This is a genomic window from Paenibacillus sp. FSL H8-0259 (assembly GCF_037963255.1).
GTDB lineage: Bacteria > Bacillota > Bacilli > Paenibacillales > Paenibacillaceae > Paenibacillus_AQ > Paenibacillus_AQ phytohabitans.
Genome location: NZ_CP150147.1, coordinates 4,264,620 through 4,288,414, shown reverse-complemented (window position 1 = coordinate 4,288,414; position 23,795 = coordinate 4,264,620). Strand labels below are relative to the sequence as shown.

Sequence of the window (23,795 nt, the reverse complement as noted above, 5' to 3'; positions counted from 1 at the left end):
CTTATCCTTCTATTTCTCGCTGAAACAGTACCGTCCTTACAAAAGGACGGCAAAGCCGTTTCCACTTGTTATTTTCATTCAGATAAGGAGGCTTCCATGCCGGATCAGAGCCTGCGGGCCAGAGAATATGAAGGTCTCATGATTGCCGGTGAATACGCGGAAGGACAGCTTAGCCCGGCTGTATATGAGCTGCTGGGCTCAGCCCGTGAGCTGAACCGGAAACTGCAGACGGACATTGCCGTCGTGCTTATCGGAAGCGGTACATCAGCCTATGCGGCCTCCTGCATCAGCCATGGCGCGGACACCGTCTATGTTCTCGATCAGCCCGGCCTCAGTCCGCTGAGCGAAGAGGTTCATACGGAGCTGCTGCATCAGCTGGTATTGGAGGCTAAACCGGAAATCCTGCTGCTTCCCTCCACTATACATAGCAAATCCATCGCCGCTAGATTAGCTGCAAGGCTTAACACCGGCTTAACTGCGGATTGCACAGAGCTTGACATTGATCTGCCTAGCCGGGTGCTGCTGCAGATCCGGCCAGCCCGGGAAGGGGCGTTAATGGCGACCATCTGCTGCCCGGAGGCCAGACCGCAAATGGCGACAGTCCGGCCCGGGGCCATGTCCCCTTGCGAACCCGATCCGTACCGGACCGGACGGATTATTCATCCGCAGCTCCAGCTTCCATCCGTGCTACGTTCCTCTATCCTTGAGGTGATCAAGAGCAGAGAAGTGCCCGGCTCCGCCGCTTCCGGTATTATCGTCGCCGCAGGACGGGGCGTGTGCAGCAAGGAAGGTATGGAGCTGGTCCGAGAGCTTGCCGCATGCCTGGGCGCAGAGCTGGGTGCAACAAGACCGGTGATTGACCAGGGCTGGCTGGATTATTCCCGGCAGATTGGCTTAACAGGCCGGAATGTGAGCGGCAGAATCTATATCGCGGTCGGCATCTCGGGAGCGGTTCAGCATACTGTGGGCATCCGCAGAATGGACACCGTGATTGCTATCAACAGGGACAGGACAGCCCCAATTCTGGGACTGGCTGCGCACGGCATTGTTGCCGATCTGTTCGAAGCGGTGCCGCTCCTGATTGAACAGGTTAGACAAAACATAACAGTAGGCAGGTGAGCATATGGAAGAACGGATAAGCTTTGCACAGTTCCAGGGAATCTTTGCCGAATATTTGGGGATTGAAGCTTCAAGACTGACCCCGGAGGTCAATCTGCTGCTGGAGCTGGGGGTTGATTCTTTATCTTTGGTCAATGTGATGCTTAGGCTCGAAAGAGAGTACCAGGTCATGTTCAATCCCGAAGACCGGGTAATGACCCGGACATTGGGCGAAGCCTATGAGCTGTTTGACAACTATAGAAGTTTGGTCCTGGACGCGCAGACCGGCAATTAATCATCTTGATGCAGAGGAGCATGACCATGTTGAATCTGTCTATACGTGCCCTATCCTATTACATCCCCAAGGGGCGGATGACGAACGGGGAGATCGTAGATTTATTCGCGGAGAAGTACTTTCAGCATCTGCCGAAGGATGATCTGGAGCAGCTGGTGTACGGCAGCAAGCGAAAGCTCGATTTTCTGGAAATTACGACCCGTTCCTGCTCAGCGGACTACCGGGAGGAGAGCTCTGTGCAGATGGCCGTTAAGGTCTCGCAGGAAGCGATCGGCAAAGCGGGCATCACAGCAAGCGAAATTGACCTGCTGCTGTTCGTGGGTGTGTGTAATCCCTTCCGTGAACCGTCTTATGCGATTATCCTGGCGCATGAGCTGGGAATGACCCGGGGCAATTATTACGACATCAACGACACCTGCAACGGGTTCTTGAAAGCGATGGAGCTGTCCAGCCTCTATATCCAATCGGGCAAATACCGCAATATCCTCGTTGTCACCAGTGAGAATCCGCTGGAGCTGCTGGAGGCCTCCAACTATGCGGGCAAAGTCGGCAGTCTTGAAGAAGCCGATTACAAAATGAATCTGCTGTTCGCCGGGGCCGGAGCCGCCGCCATGCTGCTGAGTGCTGACAATGGCGAGAAGTCCATCCAGTACTACGGGGAGCAGAGGAACCATGCGGATTGGGAGCTGTCGCTGTATGTATCGCCCAAAATCCATATGCCCGCACCAAGGTTCGAGGGAATGGATTTCATGAGCTGGGCGGACGGGCGCGGGATTGCCGCCAATGTCATCCGCGATATGCCCGGCTTTGTCTATGAATTCCTGGAGGAGCATGAGCTGCACAAGGACAACATTGATTATATCTTCTCCCACCAGCTGGGCCGCAATATCACCAACTCACTGCTGAACAAGCTGGAGGTCAAGACGGAGAAAGTCTTCCCCGTTAATACCTTCCCCGAGAACGGCAACATGGGGAGCGCCAATATTCCCGCCGGTCTGGCGATCGCCGAGGAGCAGGGGCTGCTGCGTAAGGGAGACTCGATCCTGCTGCTGGGCAGTGCCTGCGGCTTAACCTATGCGGCGGCATATCTCATATGGTAAGGGAGGAACGCAGACTATGACGGCCACGAATTTTCCCGTTCCCAAGCTGATCGTAAGAGAACCGCTCGACAAAGCAATCATCCGTAAAAAGGTCGCCTACGGCAACTATTCCTGCACGGACAAGCTCGTGCCCATGATCAGGGCGCGGGGCACCAACCTGCAGACGGATGATGAAGGGAATCTGCATATTATCGGCTGGCAGCGGGATATCACCCGCATGCGCAAGCAGGATGTCTCCCTGTCCTTCATGGTTCATCTTACCGTCAGCCCGGACGGACTGATTCTGGAAGCGGCGGTGGATGATCTTTTTAACGGCGGCAAGGGTGTGCTCTGTTCCAGGGATTACTTGGAGCAGAAGCTGAAGGAGGAGCTGGAGGGTCAGTGGTTTGACAAAAAACTCGCTGCCCGGCTCCGCTTTGACCGGTTTAAATGTTTTCATATTTTTGAGATTATGAGCGGGATTTACAGCTCCTATTTCATGCACAAGCAGCATGGGGACACTGGACCCGGCGCTTTATTTTATGAGGAAGATATCGTAGACATTTACGCCGCTGAAGGCAATCTGTATTTGACCGGGCTCCAGGCGTTCAGCGGTAAGGAGGACATCAAGTATACGGTCGTCCTGTACGATGTGTTCAATCATATTACCTTCGACCAGGAAGGTTATATGAAGCTGAAATCTCCGATTCTGGCGGAGTTCTACCTGGACGGGGAGCTGGTCCATACAGACGAAATCTATCAGAAGGACAAGGATTATATCTTCATCCGTATGCAGAAATTTCTGTTCGTATGCGTGGAGAAGCTGAAGGCGGTACTGTTTCCGGATTTTGCGGACAAAATGATGAACACCAATCTGGCTCCCGGAGCGTTTATCGGGATCATCATGCAGGCCATCGGCATCCGTTCGTTCTCGAACAACTTCAATTATATCCAGTATATTATGACGGCCATGCAGCGCCCCCGCAGGCTGCCGGGCTGTATCGGCGCCATTCTGAATGAGGAAGAGGCAGCGCAGCATTTCGAAGGCTTTGATTTATCCTATTTGGGTTAACAAAGGAGACTAGGGCACACCGATGATCCAATATGAACGTTTGACCATTGACTGCGTGCTGGATACATTACAAAGGGATTTCCCGGACAAGCCTGCGGTCGTGTTCGAGCAGGAGACTGTCACCTTCGCGCAGCTGTATGACTATTCCCTCACCATTGCCGGCAATTTGCTGGACCTCGGGATTAAGAAGAACGACAAGGTGGCCGTGCTGCTGCCCAACAGTCTTGAATATCTGTACGTCTACTTCGCCCTGTTCAAAATCGGCGCGTGGATTGTTCCTGTCAGCACAAGGTATGAGCCGGATGAAATCCGGCGGATTCTGGATAATTCCGATGCGGAGACGATCATTTACCAGGACCGGCTGGGCATTTTTAACTATGAGGAAATTCTCTTGTCCGGGCTTCGTCCCGAACTGCCGGCGATCCGGAATTATATCGTGCTTGGCGATGAGCCTGCACCGGGCAGCATGTCTTTTGCCGGGCTGCTGAAGCCGCTCACAGTCCCTTTTCAGGACAGACAGCTCGAAGCTATTGATCCTGAGGATATTGCGATTCTCGGCTACACCTCCGGAACCACCGGCCACCCCAAAGGCGTGATGATCACGCACCGCAATCTGGTGGCCACCTCCTACTATGGCGGGCAGCTGCTGGATATACACGATGATATCGGCTTCTCGATTGCTCCTCTCTATGCTGCGCAGGGCTTCAATGCCGTGCTCGTCTACTTTGTCTCCTGTATCACGATGAAATGGATCTCCAACTTCAATCCGAATGATATTCTGACCCATGTCGCCAAAAACGGGATCAACCTCTTTCACACCCAGCCGACGATGTGGAGCCTGATCCTGGCCATGCCTTACTGCAAGCCCGGGCTGTTCAGGGAGCTGCGCAAGGTCGTGGTCTCCGGTTCCCTTTGTACCCCGTATTTAGCCCGCTCCATCGAGGAAACGACCCGCTGCACGCTAATCAATGCCTACGGCATTATTGAAGCTACGGGCCTGGTCACAATGACCCGGCTGGATGATCCGCCGGAGGTCCGGCTGAACACAGTCGGCAGGCCGATTGAAGGCTTCGAGGTCAAGATTGTAGACCGGGACCGCAAGGAGCTGCCGAAGGGCGAGATCGGGGAGCTGGCAATCAGGGGTTATCTGATGAAGGGCTACTACAACAACGAAGCCAAGACACGTGAGGTAATTGACGAGGAAGGCTGGCTGTACACCGGCGATTTGGCCTGCTATTACAAGGACGGCGTCAATATTTGCATTGCCGGCCGCATCAAGGATATGGTCATCCGCGGCGGCTTCAATGTCTACCCGGTAGATATTGAAGAATGTGTGCTGAACATGGACAAGGTTGAGGATGTATCAGTTGTAGGGGAGCCGGACGAGATTCTGGGTGAGGCCCTGGCTGCTTTTGTGATCCCAAGGCCCGGAGTTCTGCTTACCGAAGGTGAGGTCAAAGCCTATTGCCGCGGCAAAATCGCCAACTATAAGGTCCCGGACCGGGTGCATCTCGTCTCCCAGCTGCCGGTGCTGGAATCCGGGAAGGTGCAGAAGAATATCCTCCGAAGATGGGCCGTTGAGGGTATTCCGGCGGAAAGCCAGTTTTTGCTCAATGACATGATCGTCAGAGGCATGGCCGGGGAGCTACAAGATAACCCCGCAAAGTGAGGCTTTGGCTTCAAATTCTTATATTTCAATAAATCACAGGTCGAGGGGCGCTTATTGTGGATTTCAGCTATACCGTGGAGCAGCGGCAGATCTGCGGCTTAATGGAGGAATGTTGTGAGCGGTATTTGAATGACGGAGTGTATGCGGATGACGAGAGCGGCACCTTCCGCAGGGATAAATGGTCCAGATTAGCCGGTACCGGCGTGCTCGGACTTCCCTTTCCGGCAGCGTATGGAGGAGCGGAGCAGGGAATGCTGACCACGGCGCTGGCGATCCGTTCGCTGGCGCGCCGCTGCCAGGATGAAGGCCTGGTCTTCTCGGTATGCGCTCAAATGTCGGCGGCCCAAGTGCCGCTATGGGTATACGGCAGTGAGGAGCAGCAGGCCGGGTATCTGGCACCGCTCATTGATGGAAGATTCATCGGCAGCAGCGTAATTACGGAACCTGGGGCGGGCTCTGATTCTTCCGCCATGACCACCTCTGTCGAGAAGGAACCGGAAGGTTATATCCTGAATGGCATCAAAACCTTTGCAACACTCGCCCCGGAGTCCGACATCCTGCTGGTGTACGGCAAGCATGCGGAAGGCCTGCCCATGCTGGATGTGTCGGCCTTTATTCTGGAAGCGCGGCAGCAGGAATACGAGATTGGACAGGTCTTCGGGAAGATGGGCCTGCGGACCAGCCCGATGAGTGAGGTTCTGCTGAACCACACCCGCATTCCGGCGCACAGGCTGCTGGGACGGGAACGGCAGGGGATGGGCATTTTTTTCAAGGCGATGCTGTGGGAGCGTATTATAGTCAGTGCTTATCATGTTGGAGCCATGGAACAGCAGTATGAACAGACCTATCAGTATGCGGGCCAGAGGAAGCAATTCGGGCAGGCCATCCGCTCCTTCGAGGGGGTCTATGACAAGCTGGTCCAGATGAGAATCCGGATGGAAACAAGCAGGCTGATGCTGTATAAGGTGTGCGAGGACTTTGACCAAGGCCGCTGCGGAATGCACAGCGCCTCCATGCTGAAGCTGCATACCTCCGAATCCAAGGTGCAGAACAGCCTTGCGGCAGTGCAAATCTGGGGAGCTTACGGCTATGTGAAGGAGAGCCCGCCGGAGAAGCAGATGCGCGATTCCCTTGCTTCCAAGCTGTACTCGGGAACGAGCGAGATGCAGAAGAAAATCATGCTGGAAGGTCTGGGGGAAGGGTATGAGTGATTTCCTGCTTCAGCATTACCTGCTCCGCAGCGCTGAGCGCTGCCCCGACCAGACTGCGCTGCGCTTTGAAGGCAGGGAGCTAAGCTATGGCGGGCTGCTTCGGCGCAGTATTCAAATCTCAGATGCACTGATCGATACCGGCATGGAGCCGGGGGAGACCGCTGCAATCTGTCTGGACAAGTCCCCGCAGGCAGTATGCGCCATGTTCGGCGTACTGTTCACCGCAGGGGCGTACATTCCGCTGGACACGAGCTACTCTCCTGTACACAGAATGTTGACCATTCTAGAGCAGAGCGGGACGCGGTTTCTGGTTACTGATGGTGCGAACCTGCTGAAGCTGCTGCAAGGTGCGAATCCAGAGCAATTGGAGCGGCTGAGGTTACTTCATATACTGCTGGTGGAGGGGGGCGCCGAACTGGACGACGCAGATTTCGGCATGATCGTACAAGCTGCGCCGGAGCAGCCCCTGCGCCATTTGTACAAGAGCAGAAGACAGCCGATCAGCGAGGATCTGGCTTATATTCTGTACACTTCAGGCTCCACAGGAGTACCCAAAGGCGTGATGATTACCCACCTGAATGCCAGAACCTTCATTGACTGGTGCTGCGGTTACTTCAAACCGGAAGAACATGAACGCTTCGCGGCCATCGCACCTTTTCATTTTGATCTTTCGGTATTTGATATTTTCGTGCCGGTTGCCGTAGGGGCAACGCTCGTCCTCCTGACGGCTGAGGTCATTCAGCATCCGGCGCGTTTTACCAAGGCCATCGAACAGGGGGAAATTAGCTGGGTCTATTCCGTGCCTTCACTCTGGGCTGCCGTGGTCCAATACGGCCGGTTGCCAGCAGGCGGGCTGCCTTCGCTGCGGGGCGTGTTGTTTGCGGGCGAGGTTCTGCAGCCGAAGCTGCTGCACCAGGTGATGGAGCTGCTGCCAGAGGCGGATTTCTACAATCTGTACGGGCTGATTGAAACCAACGTCTGTACCTATTATCCGCTGAGTGAGCAAGACGGTATACGCGACACTCCCGTACCAATCGGGTATCCTTGCGGCAATACCGGAGTTGTGGTGGTAACCTCTGACGGACGTCTTGCCGGTACGGGTGAAGAGGGGGAAATCTGCGTAAGAGGCTCGATTGTCATGAAGGGCTACTACCGCAATCCTCGGCTCACGCAGGAGAGCTTCCGCAGTATACCGCCGGACTGGGGTCTTGGAGACAAGCTCTACTGTACCGGGGACATGGCTATGGTTAATGAAGACGGAGTGCTCGTCCTGATTGGCCGCAAAGACGCCTTGATTAAGAGTTCCGGCTTTCGCATTGAGCTGCCGGAGATTGAACGCGTGCTGCATGACATGGAGAATATTCTGGATGCCGCGGTTGTGGATATCCAGGATGGTGAAGGCCATCCGCTGATCTGCGCTGCCGTGGTTGTACATGAAGCTGGCAGCTTCACCGTCCTTGGGCTGAAGCAGGCTGTCGGCAAGCTGCTGCCCCGCTATATGATTCCCGATATGGTGCATATCTTTGACAGCTTCCCTACAGGGGGGAGCGGCAAGGTTGACCGGCAGCAATTGAAGCATGAATTCCGCAAGCGGCTCTGAAGGAAGATGAGGGGAGAGAAGACTGTGCAGATGCAGGACAAGCTGTATGAGATTATAGCCAGCGTATGCTACTTCGACAAGGAGGAGCTGCATCCCGGCTTGTCGGTTGAGGGTGATCTGGCCATTACCTCGGTGATGATTGTGGAGATTATCGCGATGGTGGAGAGCAGGCTTGACGTGAACCTGGAAGAGCATGTAGATGAGCTGCTCAGCTGTGAGACGCTGGGCGAGCTGACTGCGCTGACCGCTGAGCTGAGCAGTGAACATCCGCAGGGCAGCCTGCCCGGGAGGTGAGAGCTTTGGCCGACTCCCATTCCAAGCTGTCCATATCTGCTGCTGCCACGCTGCACGAAGCGTTCGAAGCCCGGGCAGTGCAGCAGCCGGAGCATCCGGCCATCGTTTTTGCCGGAGAGTCAATAAGCTACCAGGAGCTGAACCGGCGTGCCAATTGCCTGGCACATGAGCTGATTGCCCGGGGCGTTCGTCCGAATGATCATGTAGGCGTAAGTGTGAAGCGCAATATGAATCTGGTCATGGCCCTGCTTGCCGTGTTAAAAAGCGGCGCTGCCTACGTCCCGGTGGATCCCGGCTATCCGGCCAGCCGCAAAAACTATATTCTGCAGCATTCCGGGGCTTCTGCTGCTATCTGTGAAGACGATGAACCGCTCAATGTGCCGGTTCAGATCCGCCTGGGGTCTGCTGAAGCTGGCGCAACCGCTGCTCCCAATTCAGCAGACTATCCGGCAGACAACCCGAATATCTCTATTGACGGCAGCGATCTGGCCTATATCATGTACACCTCCGGCTCTACCGGCATGCCCAAAGGCGTAATGATCGAGCATCGTTCCGCTGTGAATTTAATCTCCTGGGTGAACCGGGAGCTGCAGATAGGCAGCCATGACAGGGGATTGTTCGTAACCTCAGTGTGTTTTGATCTATCTGTGTATGATATCTTCGGCCTGCTGGCCGCCGGTGGCACGATCGTCCTGTGTCCGGAGCCGCAGATTACTGATCCGGACAGCTTAACACGGCTGCTGATGGAGCAGAGGATCACCTTCTGGAATTCCGTTCCGACCACGCTGCATTATCTGGTCCGGCACTTGGCGGAGTATATCCCTGATTTCGCCCAATTGGAGTTGAGGCATATCTTCCTGAGCGGAGACTGGGTTCCCCTGGAGCTGGCGCGGAACTACTCGCGTTACTTCCCCCGGGCGAAGCTGACCGCTCTCGGCGGTGCTACGGAGGCTGCGGTCTGGTCCATCTATTATCCGGTTACGGAGGTCCGGGAGGACTGGACAAGCGTTCCCTACGGGATACCGGTTGAACAGAATTATTGGTACATTCTTGACGATGACCTGCAGCCGGTTGCGGCGGGAGAGACAGGTGAGCTGTATATCGGCGGTATCGGGGTAGCGCGCGGCTACATCAAGGACCCGGTGAAGACGGCACAAGCCTTCATGCCGGACCCCTTCCGCGAATCTGAGGCAGACCGTATGTACAGGACAGGCGACCTGGGCCGGATGCGGGAGGACGGAACTATCGAATTCCTCGGCCGCCGCGATGATCAGGTCAAGATCCGCGGCTTCCGCATCGAGACGAAGGAAGTGGAGAAGCTGCTGCTGGAATATCCGGGCATCCGGGATGTTGCTGTTATGGCCAGGAGCCACAGTTCAGGGGATAAATTCCTCTGTGCCTATCTGACTGCCGCGCAAGCCGTCTCCGGCGCTGGACTTAAGCAGTACCTGGCTGCGCGCCTGCCTGCTTATATGCTCCCGTCCGTCTTCATCCGGCTGGAGCACTTCCCGCTGAATGCCAACGGCAAGGTGGACAAAAAGCAGCTGCCTGAGGTTTCTCTGCACAACATGCTTACGGATAGTGAATTCACACCCTGCACTACTCCGTTGCAGCAGTCCATTTGCCAGGCATGGGGGGCTGTCCTGGAGCTTGAACCCATCGGACTGGACCATGACTTCTTCGAAATTGGCGGAAGCTCGATTGAGGCTGTTACGCTGCAGAGTGAGCTTGCCCGCAGGGGCATTCCCCTTTCTTACGAAGAGCTGCTGAGCGCCTCTACCATTCGGGCGCAGGCCGGGATTGTGGAAGCGGGAGTTACTCCGCGGGTAAGTGCAGCCTGTATCCCACCGGTTCAGGTTCACTGCGGGGAAGTCGCAGCTGCCTCCAGCCTCCCGGTAAAGATCATAACGGAGCCGAGCTTGTCCTGCCAGTTCACACAGCCACAGCCGTTTAACGATCTCTATTACAAAAGCTGCTTATATAACTCACTATTTCCTGTACTGAATGTCTTTGGCCGGAATATCAACACTTTTCTGAGCAGCGATATGTTTGTGTATACTCTTGATTCTGCACAGGCAGAGCCGTACCTCTCTGCGGCCTGCATGGAATCCGCGCCCCCGGAAGCTATTCTGGAGCAGCTGCACCTTACGGCCCGGTATGAGTCCCCGCAGGGCGGGAACGGGCTGAAGGAGAGGCTTATCACTGGGCTGGCCCGGCAAAGCCTGTTCATTCTCTGGGTAGACAGCTTCTATGAGCCGGCCCGTAGAGACGCTTATATGAAGAAGCATCTTGCCCACACGCTGCTGGTTTACGGTTATAGTGAGGCGCAGGATCAGTTTATTGTGCTGGAGCACAGCCATAAGGATGCGCTGAACTACAGGGAACGGACCCTGGCAGCAGAGGATCTGCTGAACAGTTATCATGGGTACCGCCAGCATCTAATGTCTTCTGCGCAGACGTACACCCTGATGGAATTCCCGCGCTTCCAGCGGCTGTACACCTATGAACTGCTGCCAGATGTTAATAGACTTAATTGCCTGTACCGCACACAGCGGGACGACATTACGCAGAGCCTGCTGACGTTGTCCGCCTTCAAAGATCACTATACTTCACAGCACTGGAGTTATACTGAGCAGCACATTAACCGCCAGATTGCTGGCCTGAACGCCATCATTGATTCTAAGCGGGCCGAAAAGTACCGGCTGGAGCGTCTTCTTACCGAAAGGCAAGCGGCTGCGGCCAGGCTCGGAGAAATTACCGGTGCATGGCTGGAGATCCGCAGTGACCTGATCAGGTACAGCAAAGGCATTGCGCTGCCGGACACTTGGAGAACTGTACATGGCCGCTTACTGGAAGACATTGTACACAAGGAGCAGGAAGTCATGGAGATGATGTGCCGCCCGGCAAGCCGGGGCAAGGAAGGAGCTTGGCAATGAATCAGACCATTCAGAATCAGCTGCATTATTTATCGCAAAAGTACAACGAATATAACCTTCCCATGTATTTAAGCTATCCGGTGGACAGCTACTGGCGCCAGCCTGCGGATGAATCTGCTATAGCTCAGGAGCTTAAGGAAATCGAAGAAGCACAGGTTTATGTGCATGTTCCGTTCTGCAAGTCGATCTGCTATTACTGCTGCTGTGACCGGGTGCTGAGCGGCAAGGATGAAGACAAGGATCATTATATCGATGCGCTGGAGCAGGAGCTGGCACTCAAGCTCTCCGGCCGTTCCCGGAAGCTGAAATCCGGTAATCTGCACTGGGGCGGCGGGACTCCCGCTTATTTGAATGAACAGCAGATCGAACGGCTGTACGGAATTATTGCCCGGTACGTGGATTTTGAAGACAACGCCAGAATAAAGCTGGAGGCTTACCCGGACAAGCAGATTGTTACCCAAGGCAAGCTGCGGCTGCTGAAGACACTGGGGTTTAACTATATCAGCTTTGGCATTCAGGACTTTGATGCCCGGGTACTGAATGCGATTCACCGGGAATGCGATCTTGAGGATACACGGGAGATTATCGGCCTTGCCCGGAGCATGGGCTTCACCGTCAATGTGGATTTATGCTATGGCCTGCCCTTTCAGGGACTCGGGGAATTCGAGCGTACCTTGCAGGAGATCGTACGGATCGCCCCCGATAAAATCGTAGCCTTTCCCTATGCCCATTACCCGGCCATCTACCCCCTGCAGCGCAAAATCCCGCATCTCAGCCTGCCTAACAATTATATGGTGTCCCGCCTGTTCGAGCTGGCCCGCCAGTATTTGTCCCAGGACTACACTGAGATGGGTAGTGATACCTTTATCCGCAACAACGGGCGGGAGAAGCATCCCGGAATGCATGTGGTTCGTGATTTCATGGGCTCCTCCGAAAGAAGCAGCCAGCATCTGCTGGGTCTGGGCAAGTCGGCAGTCAGTAAGATTGGCAGACTCTATTATAAGAATGTCCCGGCGATGGATCGTTACTGCTCCGCGCTTGATCTGGGCAGATTCCCTATTGAGACCGGCAAGACCCATCTTTTGTCCGGGGAGGATGCCATTCGTGAGGATATTATTCTGAAGCAGCTGCTGGGCGGTAACCCTATTGACAAGCAAATGCTTCAGGAGTGCTTTGGTATCGATTTCGACTCTTATTTTCAGGAGGAGCTGAGCGTGCTTAGAGGCATGGAGAAGGATGGCCTGCTGCTGGGTGTGGACTCTCCGCGAATTACAGTAACCCTTACCGGTACGTACTTTATCCGGGCGATTGCCCATGTTTTTGATCCCTACTACAAATCCACCAGGAATGGAGAAAATAGTATATGAAAATCACAGAACAAGTTACAATGATCGTAGCGGGTTTGACCCGTATTCCGGCAGGGGAGCTGCACCTGGACACCGATATTTTCGAGTCCAGATTGCTGACCTCCCTGGGTCTCCTGGATCTGGTTTCCAGATTGGAGCAGGAATTCAAGATTATTATTCTGCCCGAGGAACTGATTCATGAACACTTCGCGAGCATTGCCACAATTATCGGGTTTATCGATAACAAGCTGGCGGAGGCTTCATAACAGCGATTGTCTCAGGACTGCCAGGGCTGCTAAGAGGTGAGCCAATTGTTCAAGATCATGATCGTCGAGGATGATATCAAAATCAGAACCCTGATGACCGATATCCTGCGCAAATACAGCTATGAAGTGGTGGAGGTTGCGGATTTCCTGCAGGTGGAGAAGATCTTCGAGCAGGAAGCGCCGCAGCTTGTGCTGCTTGACCTGAATTTGCCTTATTATGACGGGTTCTATTATTGCCGGGTATTCAGAAGGAAAACAACGGTGCCGATTATTGTGATCTCTGCAAGGGATGAGGAATCCAGCCAGGTGCTCAGCATGGAGCTGGGGGCGGATGATTATATCGTGAAGCCGCTGAATATTCAAGTGCTGCTGGCGAAGATTATGGCGATCATGCGCCGGAATTACGGGGAATATGCGGGCAAGCCGGAGCCGGAGAAAGAGCCGTTGCCGATTCATCTGGATGACCGCAATTTCAGTATTTCCTGCAAGGGAGCCGTTGAAGAGCTCAGCAAGAATGAATATAAGCTGCTGAAGAAGCTGATGGAGAATATGGATACCATTGTCACCAGGGAAGAATTGCTGGGAGAACTGTGGGATGATGTGCATTTCGTCGTGGATAATACGCTGACGGTCAATGTCACCCGGGTCAAAAGCAAGCTGGCCAGTCTCGGCTTTCAGGATGTAATCAAAGTCAAAAGAGGCGTGGGTTACATTTTTGATTCGGCTATGATCGGAGGGACCCGCCAGTGAGCATTAAGCTGTTTCGGGGTTTCATGCGTGATCATCTGTCGTTCACCCTTGTCTATTTTTTAAGTCATATCCTGGTGAGCGTATACTGCAATTTCTTTATCAGCAGCAATATCCAGCTCATGTACCTACTTAGCATCTATTTTTACGTATTTATTATATTTATGTGCTTCCGCTTGATCAAATACGTCTCCACCCACCGGGAAATACAGCTGTTATCCGAGAATATCGAGATTGAGGAGAAGGGCTATTCGTACGAGCAGCAAGCCGTTATTCAGCTCATTCACCGGATACACCATAGCTATCAGGACCAGATCTATGAGGTCAAAGCCCAGGCCGACAACACCCATAAGTTCATCTCGCAGTGGATACATAATCTCAAAACGCCCTTGTCAGTCATCGACCTCATTCTGCAGAACTACAAAATGAACCCCACCGGCCATGCCCTGGCCCTGCAGCATATCGAGGAAGAGAAGGATAAAATCCTTAGCATGCTGAACCAGATGCTGAAGTTCTTCCGCCTGGAGCATTTCACCCGGGACTATAATCCGGAGCCTATCAACCTGCTGGAATCACTCAGAAGCCTGATTAACAGCAAACGGAATCAATATATCTATAATAATGTCTACCCGGTGATCGAATGTGAGGACGAGCGCATTATGGTCATGACGGACAGCAAATGGAATACGGCGATGCTGGATCAGATCATCTCCAATGCAATTAAATACTCTGACTCAGGCGAAGCGACGAAATCCATCCACTTCCGCATTGAGCAGCGTGGCGACAAGGTGGTGTTGTCCATCCGGGATGAGGGGATCGGCATTGAGCCCGTCGATTTGCAGCGGGTCTTCCAGCCCTTTTTCACCGGAAAAAACGGACGTACCCATCACCAGGCGACAGGCATCGGCCTCTATGTCTGCTCAGAAATAGCCCGGAAGCTGGGACACCGTCTCACGATTACCTCGGAAGTCAATCAAGGCACAGAAGTGCAGATTTCTTACCTTTCAAAAATGAAAGATAACGTAATGTAAATGGATGGATATGGAATCCAGTGTCTACTACAATGAAGCTATAAGCTGTAATTGAGGATAAATATATGACAAACGGGAGATGAAACTGTGAGCGTAGTACTGGAAGTCAAAGAGGTTAAGAAGGTTTATGGTGTGCAGAATGGTGAGAATTCCACAGTGGCACTGGATTCCGTCAGCTTTAACGTAGAGAAGGGGGAGTTTATCGGCATCATGGGCCCCTCGGGCAGCGGCAAAACCACATTGCTGAATATCCTGAGCGGCATCGGTAAGCCGAGCTACGGCGAGGTTTTTATCGGGGGCAAGAATATCACCTCCCTGGATAAGAATGAAATGGCGCTCTTCCGCAGACAGCATCTCGGCTTTGTCTTCCAGGAATTCAATCTGATGGACAGTCTGACACTGAAGGAGAACGTCATGCTGCCCATGATCCTTGACAAGCGGGACAAAGCACAAATGGAAGCCAAAAGTGAAGAGATTATGAAGCTGCTGGGCATTGAGGAAATCGCCGGCAAGTATCCCTACAACATATCGGGCGGCCAGCAGCAGCGGGTGGCGGTCAGCCGGGCGCTTGTGAATGATCCGGATATTATTTTCGCCGATGAGCCTACAGGCAACCTGGATTCCAAGTCCTCCAATGCAGTGATGAAATGTATCGAGAAGATGAACCAGGAACGGGAGAGCACCATCCTGATGGTGACTCATGACGCCTTCGCCGCGAGCTTCTGCAAAAAGATCATCTTCATCAAGGACGGTGCCATCAGCATGGAGATTGTCAGCAGCGGGGTCCGCAAGGAGTTTTTTGATCAAATCCTCGACTGCCTAGCGATCATCGGAGGGGAACGAAATGACCTTTAGAGATGTCACGATTAAGAACTTCAAACGCAATGTGCGGAATTTCTTCTCCTATTTCATTTGCAGCGCCTTTGCAATTACGATCTTTTTCCTCTATGCCGCCTTGCTGTTCAATAACAGCATCCGGGAAGGGGCGACAGAGGATGTGATCCAGATTGTGCTAATGCTGAGTCTGGCTGCACTGACCCTGTTCTCGGTGTTCTTCATCAACTATGCGCATTTCTCGTTCATCAAGTCGAGAAGCAAGGAATTTGCCATCTTTATGTCGCTTGGGATGCACAAGAACGATCTGCAGAAGATTATCCTGCTGGAGAATCTGTTTATCAGTGTCTCCTCGCTCATTGCCGGGATTATCACAGGCGCGATCTTTTCACGGCTGTTCCAGAATGTGGCGATTGATCTGCTGGATCTGCAAGGGGTGTCCTATTCACTGAGCGCGGCGAGCTTCATCGTCACTGCGGTTGTATTTACCGTGATTTTTGCCGCCTCACAGATGATTTCAAGTGTTAAGGTCGGTAAGCTGGACATCGCAGATCTGATGAAGGATTCCCGCAAGCAGGATAACCAGGCGAAGACAAGTGATACCCGGCTTGGGCTGGTAGGTGTGGGGCTGGTTGTGGCCTCGATCATTTTCCTGGTGGTAATCTCCAATCACGAAAGCCTGAATACGAATCCTTTTATGATTATTACCTATATCCTGCTTAGCTTCATCGGGATCTACATGGTCATCTCCCATCTTGGGAACACATTGATCAGCTTCCTGAAGAATAAGAAATTCTATTACCGGCATATCCTGTCCATCACCGAAATCAATCACAAATTCAATCAGAACAAGCGGATTATGTTCATTCTGAGCATTCTCAGCGGGATGACTATCTTTCTCGTTGCTTCGCCATTCTCGCTGCTGCAGCTGTCGGAGAGCATCGCGGAACGAAATAAGTATGATATCGAGTATATCTCGGTAGCCGGCGTGCATGTGCTGGAGAGCGGACAATTGGAGCAGGTGCTGAAGCAGTCCTCCGAGCCGCTGAAGTCGGTCCAGGAAACCAGCTTCCTGAATCTCAAAATGAATCTGGAAGGAGATAAATACGATGTCCTGAAGACGAAGCCGATTGTGTCGCAGGACATGTACAACTCTCTGACCGGGGAGAAGGTAACGGTTGGCGCCGGGGAAGTTCTTAATATTGTTACGGCCTGGGAGCCGGGCACCCATGGCATTGGCGAAGGGGAGGCGATTCAATTCACGGATGGCACGCAAACCTTCAATTACAAGGTGAAATCATCCTATCACGGGGATTGGTTTGCCACAGCGAGCTCTTATCCAACTAGCTCAGGGATTGTAGTAAGCAATGAGGATTACAAGAATATGGAGTCCAAGGTAAGCCCGAATGCAATGGGGACCCACTACGGAATTGATTTTACAGCCTGGAAAGGGACAGAAGGGGTTGTCCAGAAGCTCAAGGATACGCTAAATGCTACGGATAAGGATGGAAGCGGGCAGATGTTTGCGGTAGCCTCCAAAGTGGATGCCTACAAGGAGCTGAAGAAGAACTATTCACTCTTCGTGTTCGTCACCTCACTGATCGGTGTACTGTTCTTTGTAGCAGGCGGAATGGTGCTGTATTTCAAGCAATATACCGAAATCGGGAACGCCACCGTCTTTTTCCGCAAGCTGTATAAGATTGGGATCAGTGATAAGGAGATAAGGTCGGTAGTATCGGCAGAGCTGCTCATCACCTTCTTTGTTCCGCTGCTGCTGGGCAGCATCTTCGGCTACTGCTTCATCTATCTAATCACCCACGTCATGAGCGGGTCCGACATCATTGGCGAATTCATGAAGAATACAACGATTGTGGTCGCGATCTATTTCGTATTCCAGCTCAGCTTTTACTTCATCACCAAGCGCAAGTACAGCCAGGAGGTTGTCCGGAAGCTGACCCGTGCGGCATAAGGTTTAGTATAGCTGGCAACAAGGCAGGCTGGGAATCGTCTCTGATTCTTGGCCTGTTTAAATGGTGTGGATCTTTTGATTTGTTTCTCCAAAAAGCGGCAGTCAAAGGCTGGATTCACGGTCCTGGTGCATCCGCTTTTTTGTTGCATCCATCTAAGGAAAGGATAAGCCTCATGAAATCTATGAATAAATCTAAGGTTATGGGTTGTTTGGCTTTGCTGTCATTCGTGATATTGGCCGCACTGTGGGTGTATTCGAACCATTCTCAGTCCGGTAACAAGAATAAGTATGTTAGAGAGTATGTGATTGGTGCTCCGGGAATCAAAGGTTCTGTAGACATTACGCAGTGGGGAGATGATCCGGCATATCATATTGGGGCAGACCGCAAAGGTTATGCAGTTTTCAAGGACCCGGAACAGGCGTTCGCCCGGGTGAAGATTGATTATGCTGCAGGTATTGAAGCTATCCGCAAAGAGTTTGAGCTGCGTCCTTTGTCTATGGAGAACTATCAGCAGTATGGTACATACGGATGGCAACTGACGGAGACGGAAGATGCGGATACAGTAACGCAATCGCAACTGGTGACCGCTTTTATGGATATTTTTGAGAATAGTTATGTTGATTGAGGGGTTTCAATATACAAGAATTTCATAGTTGTTCATTATATGATATAGAGAGTAGGAGAAGTCAGATGAAATATAACCGTACAGACCGGACCCTTGAAACGGACAGATTACTTCTGCGCCTATTTAAGCCAGCGGATGCGGAGGAAGTTAGAGACTATTGTAACAATTACAATATCTACCGGAGTACATTGACCTTGCCGTATCCGTATCCACTAGAATGCGCTGTGTCCTGGATGGCCAATCATGAGCAGAACTTTGACCTGGACCGGATGTATGAATTCGCAATCACAGATAGGAACACAGGCAAATTGTATGGAGCAGTCGGCATTTCCAACCATCAGCCATATCATAACGGTGAGATCGCTTATTGGATCGGGGAAGCCCATTGGGGTCAAGGTTATGGAACCGAAGCAGCCCGGGCAGTTATTGAATTTGTTTTCACCGAAAAGAATTACCACCGGGTATACGCACGTCATTTCGCATCTAATCCGGCATCCGGTAAAATCATGCAAAAGTGCGGAATGAGCTATGAAGGGACACTGAAAGATCATATTTACAAGAACGATTCATATGAGGATATTGTATATTACGGGATTGTTAATCCTGTGAAGGTATGATACGGCAACTTAAGAATCTAACAACCAATCGGCAGTTTATTCTCCCAAAATAACGCTTGCCTTAAAGTGTACTTTAAGGTTTAGGATGAGAAAGAACCAGCCGATTCCGTATGAAAATAACCGATAAGGAGCGATCCGGCCCATGGCATTCACGATCAAAGAAGCTTCAGAGCGGCTTGGTTGCCCGGCTCATACGATTCGTTTTTATGAGAAGGAGGGATTGCTCCCTTACATTAAGAGAGATAAGAACGGGAATCGACTGTTCGAACAAGATCACCTAGATTGGATCCGGTTGATGACATGTTTCCGGGCGACTGGGATGAAGCTGTCGTTGCTGAAGGAGATGGTGAATCTTGCACTGGGTGGTGATTCCACGATTCCACAGCGCAAAGCGATCTTGAACCATTACAAGGAAGATTTATTTCGCCGCCAGAACGAATTGGCCGAAGCGCTCGACGCCGTCAATAACAAACTGTCGATATACGAAGACATCGAGAAAGGGAGAATCCCTTCCGAGAGCCAACTGTTAATCAAGATGGAAGAGTCAGAGCGACAACAAACATAGAAGGAGGGATTAACAAATGCAGCAAAGAATTCTGGGCAATAGCAATATCCCCGTCTCTTCGATCGGACTGGGAATTATGGGAATGTCTCCAGGCATATACGGGGAGACTAACGACGAACAGTCGATCCAAACGATCCATCGCGCTTTGGACATTGGCGTCACGATGTTCGATACCGCGGACGTGTACGGGAACGGGCATAACGAAAAGCTGCTCGGCCGTGCTCTTCAAGGGCGCCGCGAGCAAGCCATTATCGCCACCAAGTTCTCGTACACCCCAAATTACGAGAGCATCAGTGGCCATCCTGATTACGTTAAGAAGGTAGTGGAGGATAGTCTTCGCCGTTTGAATACGGATTACATCGATCTATACTACCAACACCGCGTCGATCCGCAAATCCCGATAGAGGAGACGGTCGGAGCGATGGCAGATTTGGTCAAGGCAGGCAAAGTTCGGGCGCTCGGCCTGTCTGAGGCTTCCGCTTCAAACATTCGCCGCGCTCATGCCGTCTATCCGATCTCTGTGCTAGAGAGTGAGTATTCGCTCTGGAGCCGTGACATCGAAGAGGAGATACTCCCTACCGTAAGAGAACTGGGGATTACCCATGTGGCCTACAGTCCACTGAGCAGGGGCTTTATCTCCGGAGAGCTTCGCACTTTCGAGGATCTTGCCGCAGGCGATCTTCGCAGATGGATGCCGCGGTTCCAAGGAGACAACTTCCGGAAGAACATTGAGGTTGTCGACAAGATTAAGGAAATCGCGATGGTGAAGAACTGTACACCATCCCAATTGGCCATTGCTTGGACGATTGCCAACGGGGCGCTGCCTATCCCGGGTACGAAGCGTATCAAGTACCTGGAGGAAAATGCGGCCGCGGCTGATATCCTTCTCATGAAGGAGGACCTCGAACGAATCGATCAGGTCAGCCCCAAGAATGTCGTTCACGGCACGCGTTATATGAAAGAACAGATGACGCTGCTCGACGGCTAGACTAGAATCAGAAAAAGCAATGGTCCACGGGCTCCGTGGACCATTTGCAATTGAATATTGTTTTAGGAGATAGCCAACCATGAACGCTCATTTTACAGATCGAATCAAAATCGCTCCAGGCTTCTGGACGAGCCTAAGAGAAATCGGATAGAACCCATTGAAGTTGCGCGCCAATTGAGTCTTCCGATTAGAAGCCGCGTTCTTCGGTAGTTTCGTAACCATAGTCGAAGGTTTCTATAGTACCGTCATCATATTGAAGAGTAAGCTGGTCAATGATAATCCGGTCCAGGGTATTCTGGTATGTAAAGTCACTGTAAATAAATAAAGTCTCATCAGGCTCAACCGGCCCCACGTATTTAACGAGAAAGTTGCTTTCGCCACTTAGCTGATCATAAGAAGGATCGCCCACCGGATTATACGTGCTGATATGAGCTGTATAATAATTGATTGTCTTTCCGGTTAGGTTGTAGGCTTCCCAGGTAAGCTTAACAGCATCGGCTGAGTTCATGCTGTACTTGAAATCAATGGGCTCTCCAATGCCTTCTCCGGATGGGACGTCTGCCGGTAGCTCCTCAGCGTCATAGCCGGCAGAGTCATCACTGATGGTACCCGTATCATTGTCCGATGGCATATCTTCCAAGACAACGGGTTCCAGGGATGGAGAAGGTGCAGGTGCGACGTCTACTGCAGCAGCAGAGGGGATATCAGTAGGGCTCGGCGGGATTTCTGCCGCAATGGGACTACTTGCCACAGTCTGCCCGCTCAGACGCGGGTCAATGCTAGGGGCCACATAAATCCCCAGGAGAAAAGCTATCATGATGGATAAAACAAAGATGAGAACTAGATTAAACCGACTCAAATTCACACTCCCTTTAATGTTATTTATAATACGAACCTACTTATAATGACATGATCATTAAGGATTTGACAATATTTTTCTGGAAAATCAGACGGCAACGCCATCTCCAATGGGTTAGGGATCTTGTATTGTGGGTGGACTTATGAATTCCATAAATAATTTTGAAATAGCATTGATATATAAATTACAATATGTGTAAATAAATTAATATGAAAGAGGGAGTGGGAATTTTATTGAAGATGTAACTTGTTCGGAATCAGTTAATAGAACTAAGGGTAGAACTTATAACGGATAATTGTTAGCAATTGTCTAAATGAAATTAATATCTAATCATTTAAGAGGACTAACTTAGAACTATATGACAAGAGTCTGACAAGAGTCAAATAAATCAGGTCGAATTATGATACTGAGTTTCAGGATTATAATTAAGACTGAATTAGGAATAACCTAAGCTTCACGGGATAATTCAGACGATCGAGTTACATAATCATCAAGCACAGCCTAATTAAGAGCGTCATAAACTTTAACAATATTTTGATGACGATACTAACTAAATGAAAAGTGTTGTGCCGATAAAAGAAAAAACAAAAACAATTTAGAAAACGATCTATGTAAAGATAAGAGGATTAAATCAGCATTAAAAGTACACAAGTACAATAAGCCAAATCAGATGCAAAAACGGATCGAAACAGCTTGAATTAGGCTGGTCTTATTTATTTACTTAGTACTACTTCACAAAACCCGTATTTTGTACATATGTCTTTGAGTTTGATTAAGCCCTTCGCTGACAGTTGCTGTCGTTAACGACACAACAACATGTTTGTGAACAAGAACATAGTCCCTTGTGAAAGAACTTAGTCCCATTGCCGAAAGCCCCTATTCTAGCAATAAAAAAACAACTCAATTGTAGTTGTTTTTAATAATCATGCTTCTTAATATAAGAACTTACGTAATTAATCAGTTGATAATTTTTTGGATAATCCATGGATATCCTTGCCGGCACATATGTTTTCATTTTTGAAATAGAAAAAACATCAGACTAAATCGATATGACCATTGTTCTTGAATCCACTCCAATGTATCTTTATTTACCTAATTCCCCTTCCATCATACTTGGCTCAAGGCATACAGACATTACGCTGCGATCCAAAGACCAGCCATGCAAAATAACTACCGGGAATCCTTCACCTACAATTTTGCAGTTAATGGACAATGAAATACACAGCCTTTCCCGTTGTTGGGTTGATTACGACACTCCATCCATCAAGTCAACAGCTAACTCTCGCTTGCCCGGAAGAAACAGCTGCTTGGATCACTGCAGCCCTCACTCTCTCAACGACGTTTCTGTCCAGCACTGCAGGAAATGGTGTATCCGGTGGTGTCCTTCATCTCCATGAGAGAATGCCCAATCTCCAACAAGCGGTCCCTGTACCAGGCATGTCAATAAAAAATAATGACAAAATCGTAATCTTTTTTTAATAAACGGCTTGTAAGCCTTGAAGGAGAAGTGAAATCGCAGTCATTAACAATTAATGTTAATAAATTCTGTGTTAGAGTTGAATCAGACAATTAACCAGACTGCAACAACAGGAGGTAACATATGAATACCACTCACGGCACAAGACGTTTACGCAACTTAAGTATCGTAGTCAGCTTAGGCGTGGTCTTGCTTACTGGCGCAACCGGCTTGACCGGCAGCAGCAGTACAGCATATGCGGCAACAAGTACATCTGCCTTAGACTCCGCATCTACGAGCGTTGCCGATCAGGTCATTGCAACAGGATTGAAATATCAGGGCGTCCGCTATGAATACGGTGCAGAGTCAGGGGATTCGAGTTCTTTTGACTGCTCTTCATTCACGCAGTTTATTTTCGAACAAAATGGAATCACACTCCCCCGTTCTTCCAAAGACCAGTCTACAACTGGAACATTTGTGCCAAGAAATGAGCTTCAGCCTGGCGATCTTGTATTTTTCTATTCTCCGATTCACCATGTAGCTGTATATATGGGCAACGGTAAAATACTTCATACGTACGGAGAAGATGGAGTGACCATTACTGCTCTGGATACAGGCTGGTGGGATTCACATTATAAAACAGCACGCCGTGTATTACCTGCTAACGGACAAGCTGTTTCAGATAGCGGATCTGCTACTCCGGACACACTCTCCCCAGCTTCTCCCTCCGCTGATTCGTCTCAGGATCAGACGATCGGTGATGCTTGGGATTGGCTTAACAGTATTAAATAAGCTACTTAATCATAAGAAAAATGAAGTTATCTTAAATGATGAAGTATGCGGTTTTACTATAAAATGAAAACTCCTTAACCGTGTACTTGGTGAGGGAGTTTTTAGTGTTATTATTACAAGCAACGGAGGACCCACGGTTTGTTTACGTAGTAGTTGTTCGATGGCAGCACCTATTAAAGGCCGCTTTCGTTCGTATAAGATCTGCCAAGCGGCACATTAAGAGTTATAATACCACGACCTGAAATGTTTATAATTTGTCATTCACATTCTATTTCGTGACGATGACTAGCATTTCAGCGCTGCGGGAAATACCGCTGCTGTTCACAAGCTCGGCCACATAAGTGTAGCTGCCCGGCGTTCTGCCGCTGATTGCGGTCTCGGCAGATTGGGCTGATTCCCCTGATTGTGAACGCAATAACCACTATAAATTTGAACGGTATCGTTG

At 50.8% G+C, this 23,795-nt stretch carries 21 protein-coding genes and 1 pseudogene; 20 read left to right on the top strand and 2 right to left on the bottom strand.

The features are described from left to right. The first annotated feature begins 96 nt into the window (after positions 1-96). The 19 genes from NSU01_RS18190 to NSU01_RS18100 all read left to right on the top strand — a co-directional run bounded on the left by NSU01_RS18190 (position 97) and on the right by NSU01_RS18100 (position 20,243). Entirely contained in the window at positions 97-1,119 is a 1,023-nt protein-coding gene (locus NSU01_RS18190) for an electron transfer flavoprotein subunit alpha/FixB family protein (protein ID WP_076243107.1), read from the top strand. Between the two features lie 4 nt (positions 1,120-1,123). After that, positions 1,124-1,393: an acyl carrier protein gene (locus NSU01_RS18185; protein WP_076243108.1), complete on the top strand. Its 270-nt coding sequence runs from the start codon at positions 1,124-1,126 to the stop codon at positions 1,391-1,393. A gap of 26 nt (positions 1,394-1,419) precedes the next feature. Beyond that, on the top strand, positions 1,420-2,493 hold the full coding sequence (locus tag NSU01_RS18180) for a 3-oxoacyl-[acyl-carrier-protein] synthase III C-terminal domain-containing protein (RefSeq protein WP_076243109.1): 1,074 nt from the start codon (positions 1,420-1,422) through the stop codon (positions 2,491-2,493). A 16-nt stretch (positions 2,494-2,509) separates the two neighbouring features. Further along, positions 2,510-3,544 (top strand): hypothetical protein, encoded by a 1,035-nt coding sequence (locus tag NSU01_RS18175; RefSeq protein WP_039291955.1) that lies wholly within the window; start codon positions 2,510-2,512, stop codon positions 3,542-3,544. A 22-nt stretch (positions 3,545-3,566) separates the two neighbouring features. Further along, the gene (locus NSU01_RS18170) at positions 3,567-5,213 is read left to right on the top strand and encodes an AMP-binding protein (RefSeq protein ID WP_042137615.1); all 1,647 of its coding nucleotides are present in this window, start codon (positions 3,567-3,569) and stop codon (positions 5,211-5,213) included. Between the two features lie 56 nt (positions 5,214-5,269). Continuing rightward, positions 5,270-6,424, top strand: a complete 1,155-nt coding sequence (locus tag NSU01_RS18165) for an acyl-CoA dehydrogenase family protein (RefSeq protein WP_076243110.1) — start codon at positions 5,270-5,272, stop codon at positions 6,422-6,424. Continuing rightward, a complete protein-coding gene (locus NSU01_RS18160; protein ID WP_076243111.1) occupies positions 6,417-8,024 on the top strand; it encodes an amino acid adenylation domain-containing protein in 1,608 nt (535 codons plus the stop codon). The genes NSU01_RS18165 and NSU01_RS18160 overlap by 8 nt, the downstream gene beginning before the upstream one ends. A 30-nt stretch (positions 8,025-8,054) precedes the next feature. Next, a complete protein-coding gene (locus NSU01_RS18155; protein WP_339303507.1) occupies positions 8,055-8,318 on the top strand; it encodes an acyl carrier protein in 264 nt (87 codons plus the stop codon). Positions 8,319-8,323: 5 nt separating this feature from the next. Then, a complete protein-coding gene (locus tag NSU01_RS18150) occupies positions 8,324-11,254 on the top strand; it encodes an amino acid adenylation domain-containing protein (protein ID WP_076243113.1) in 2,931 nt (976 codons plus the stop codon). Then, a complete protein-coding gene (locus NSU01_RS18145; protein ID WP_076243114.1) occupies positions 11,251-12,621 on the top strand; it encodes a radical SAM protein in 1,371 nt (456 codons plus the stop codon). The genes NSU01_RS18150 and NSU01_RS18145 overlap by 4 nt, the downstream gene beginning before the upstream one ends. Continuing rightward, positions 12,618-12,866 carry a phosphopantetheine-binding protein gene (locus NSU01_RS18140; protein ID WP_042137607.1) on the top strand — a complete coding sequence of 83 codons (249 nt, stop codon included), beginning with the start codon at positions 12,618-12,620 and terminating at the stop codon, positions 12,864-12,866. The genes NSU01_RS18145 and NSU01_RS18140 overlap by 4 nt, the downstream gene beginning before the upstream one ends. 45 nt (positions 12,867-12,911) lie before the next feature. Next, positions 12,912-13,616 carry a response regulator transcription factor gene (locus NSU01_RS18135; protein ID WP_042137605.1) on the top strand — a complete coding sequence of 235 codons (705 nt, stop codon included), beginning with the start codon at positions 12,912-12,914 and terminating at the stop codon, positions 13,614-13,616. Continuing rightward, positions 13,613-14,644 (top strand): HAMP domain-containing sensor histidine kinase, encoded by a 1,032-nt coding sequence (locus NSU01_RS18130; protein ID WP_052421892.1) that lies wholly within the window; start codon positions 13,613-13,615, stop codon positions 14,642-14,644. Before NSU01_RS18135 ends, NSU01_RS18130 begins: the two co-directional genes overlap by 4 nt. 87 nt (positions 14,645-14,731) lie before the next feature. Then, positions 14,732-15,499 (top strand): ABC transporter ATP-binding protein, encoded by a 768-nt coding sequence (locus NSU01_RS18125; protein ID WP_039291976.1) that lies wholly within the window; start codon positions 14,732-14,734, stop codon positions 15,497-15,499. Then, the gene (locus tag NSU01_RS18120; protein ID WP_076243115.1) at positions 15,489-17,447 is read left to right on the top strand and encodes an ABC transporter permease; all 1,959 of its coding nucleotides are present in this window, start codon (positions 15,489-15,491) and stop codon (positions 17,445-17,447) included. Before NSU01_RS18125 ends, NSU01_RS18120 begins: the two co-directional genes overlap by 11 nt. A 173-nt stretch (positions 17,448-17,620) precedes the next feature. Next, positions 17,621-18,073, top strand: coding sequence for a hypothetical protein (locus tag NSU01_RS18115; protein WP_052421891.1), 453 nt, complete (start codon positions 17,621-17,623; stop codon positions 18,071-18,073). Between the two features lie 65 nt (positions 18,074-18,138). Next, the gene (locus NSU01_RS18110) at positions 18,139-18,690 is read left to right on the top strand and encodes a GNAT family N-acetyltransferase (RefSeq protein WP_042137601.1); all 552 of its coding nucleotides are present in this window, start codon (positions 18,139-18,141) and stop codon (positions 18,688-18,690) included. A gap of 142 nt (positions 18,691-18,832) precedes the next feature. Next, a complete protein-coding gene (locus NSU01_RS18105; protein WP_042137599.1) occupies positions 18,833-19,255 on the top strand; it encodes a MerR family transcriptional regulator in 423 nt (140 codons plus the stop codon). A 16-nt stretch (positions 19,256-19,271) separates the two neighbouring features. Continuing rightward, positions 19,272-20,243 (top strand): aldo/keto reductase, encoded by a 972-nt coding sequence (locus NSU01_RS18100; RefSeq protein WP_076243116.1) that lies wholly within the window; start codon positions 19,272-19,274, stop codon positions 20,241-20,243. A 187-nt stretch (positions 20,244-20,430) separates the two neighbouring features. On the opposite strand, the gene NSU01_RS18095 is transcribed toward NSU01_RS18100, so the two are convergent. Then, positions 20,431-21,033: a hypothetical protein gene (locus NSU01_RS18095; RefSeq protein ID WP_144026013.1), complete on the bottom strand. Its 603-nt coding sequence runs from the start codon at positions 21,031-21,033 to the stop codon at positions 20,431-20,433. Positions 21,034-22,702: 1,669 nt separating this feature from the next. Here NSU01_RS18095 and NSU01_RS18090 point away from each other — a divergent pair. Beyond that, positions 22,703-23,215: pseudogene (locus NSU01_RS18090) on the top strand (NlpC/P60 family protein); the annotation flags it as partial. Positions 23,216-23,618: 403 nt separating this feature from the next. On the opposite strand, the gene NSU01_RS18085 reads toward NSU01_RS18090, so the two are convergent. Then, positions 23,619-23,765 carry a hypothetical protein gene (locus tag NSU01_RS18085; protein WP_179093462.1) on the bottom strand — a complete coding sequence of 49 codons (147 nt, stop codon included), beginning with the start codon at positions 23,763-23,765 and terminating at the stop codon, positions 23,619-23,621. Positions 23,766-23,795 lie beyond the last annotated feature (30 nt).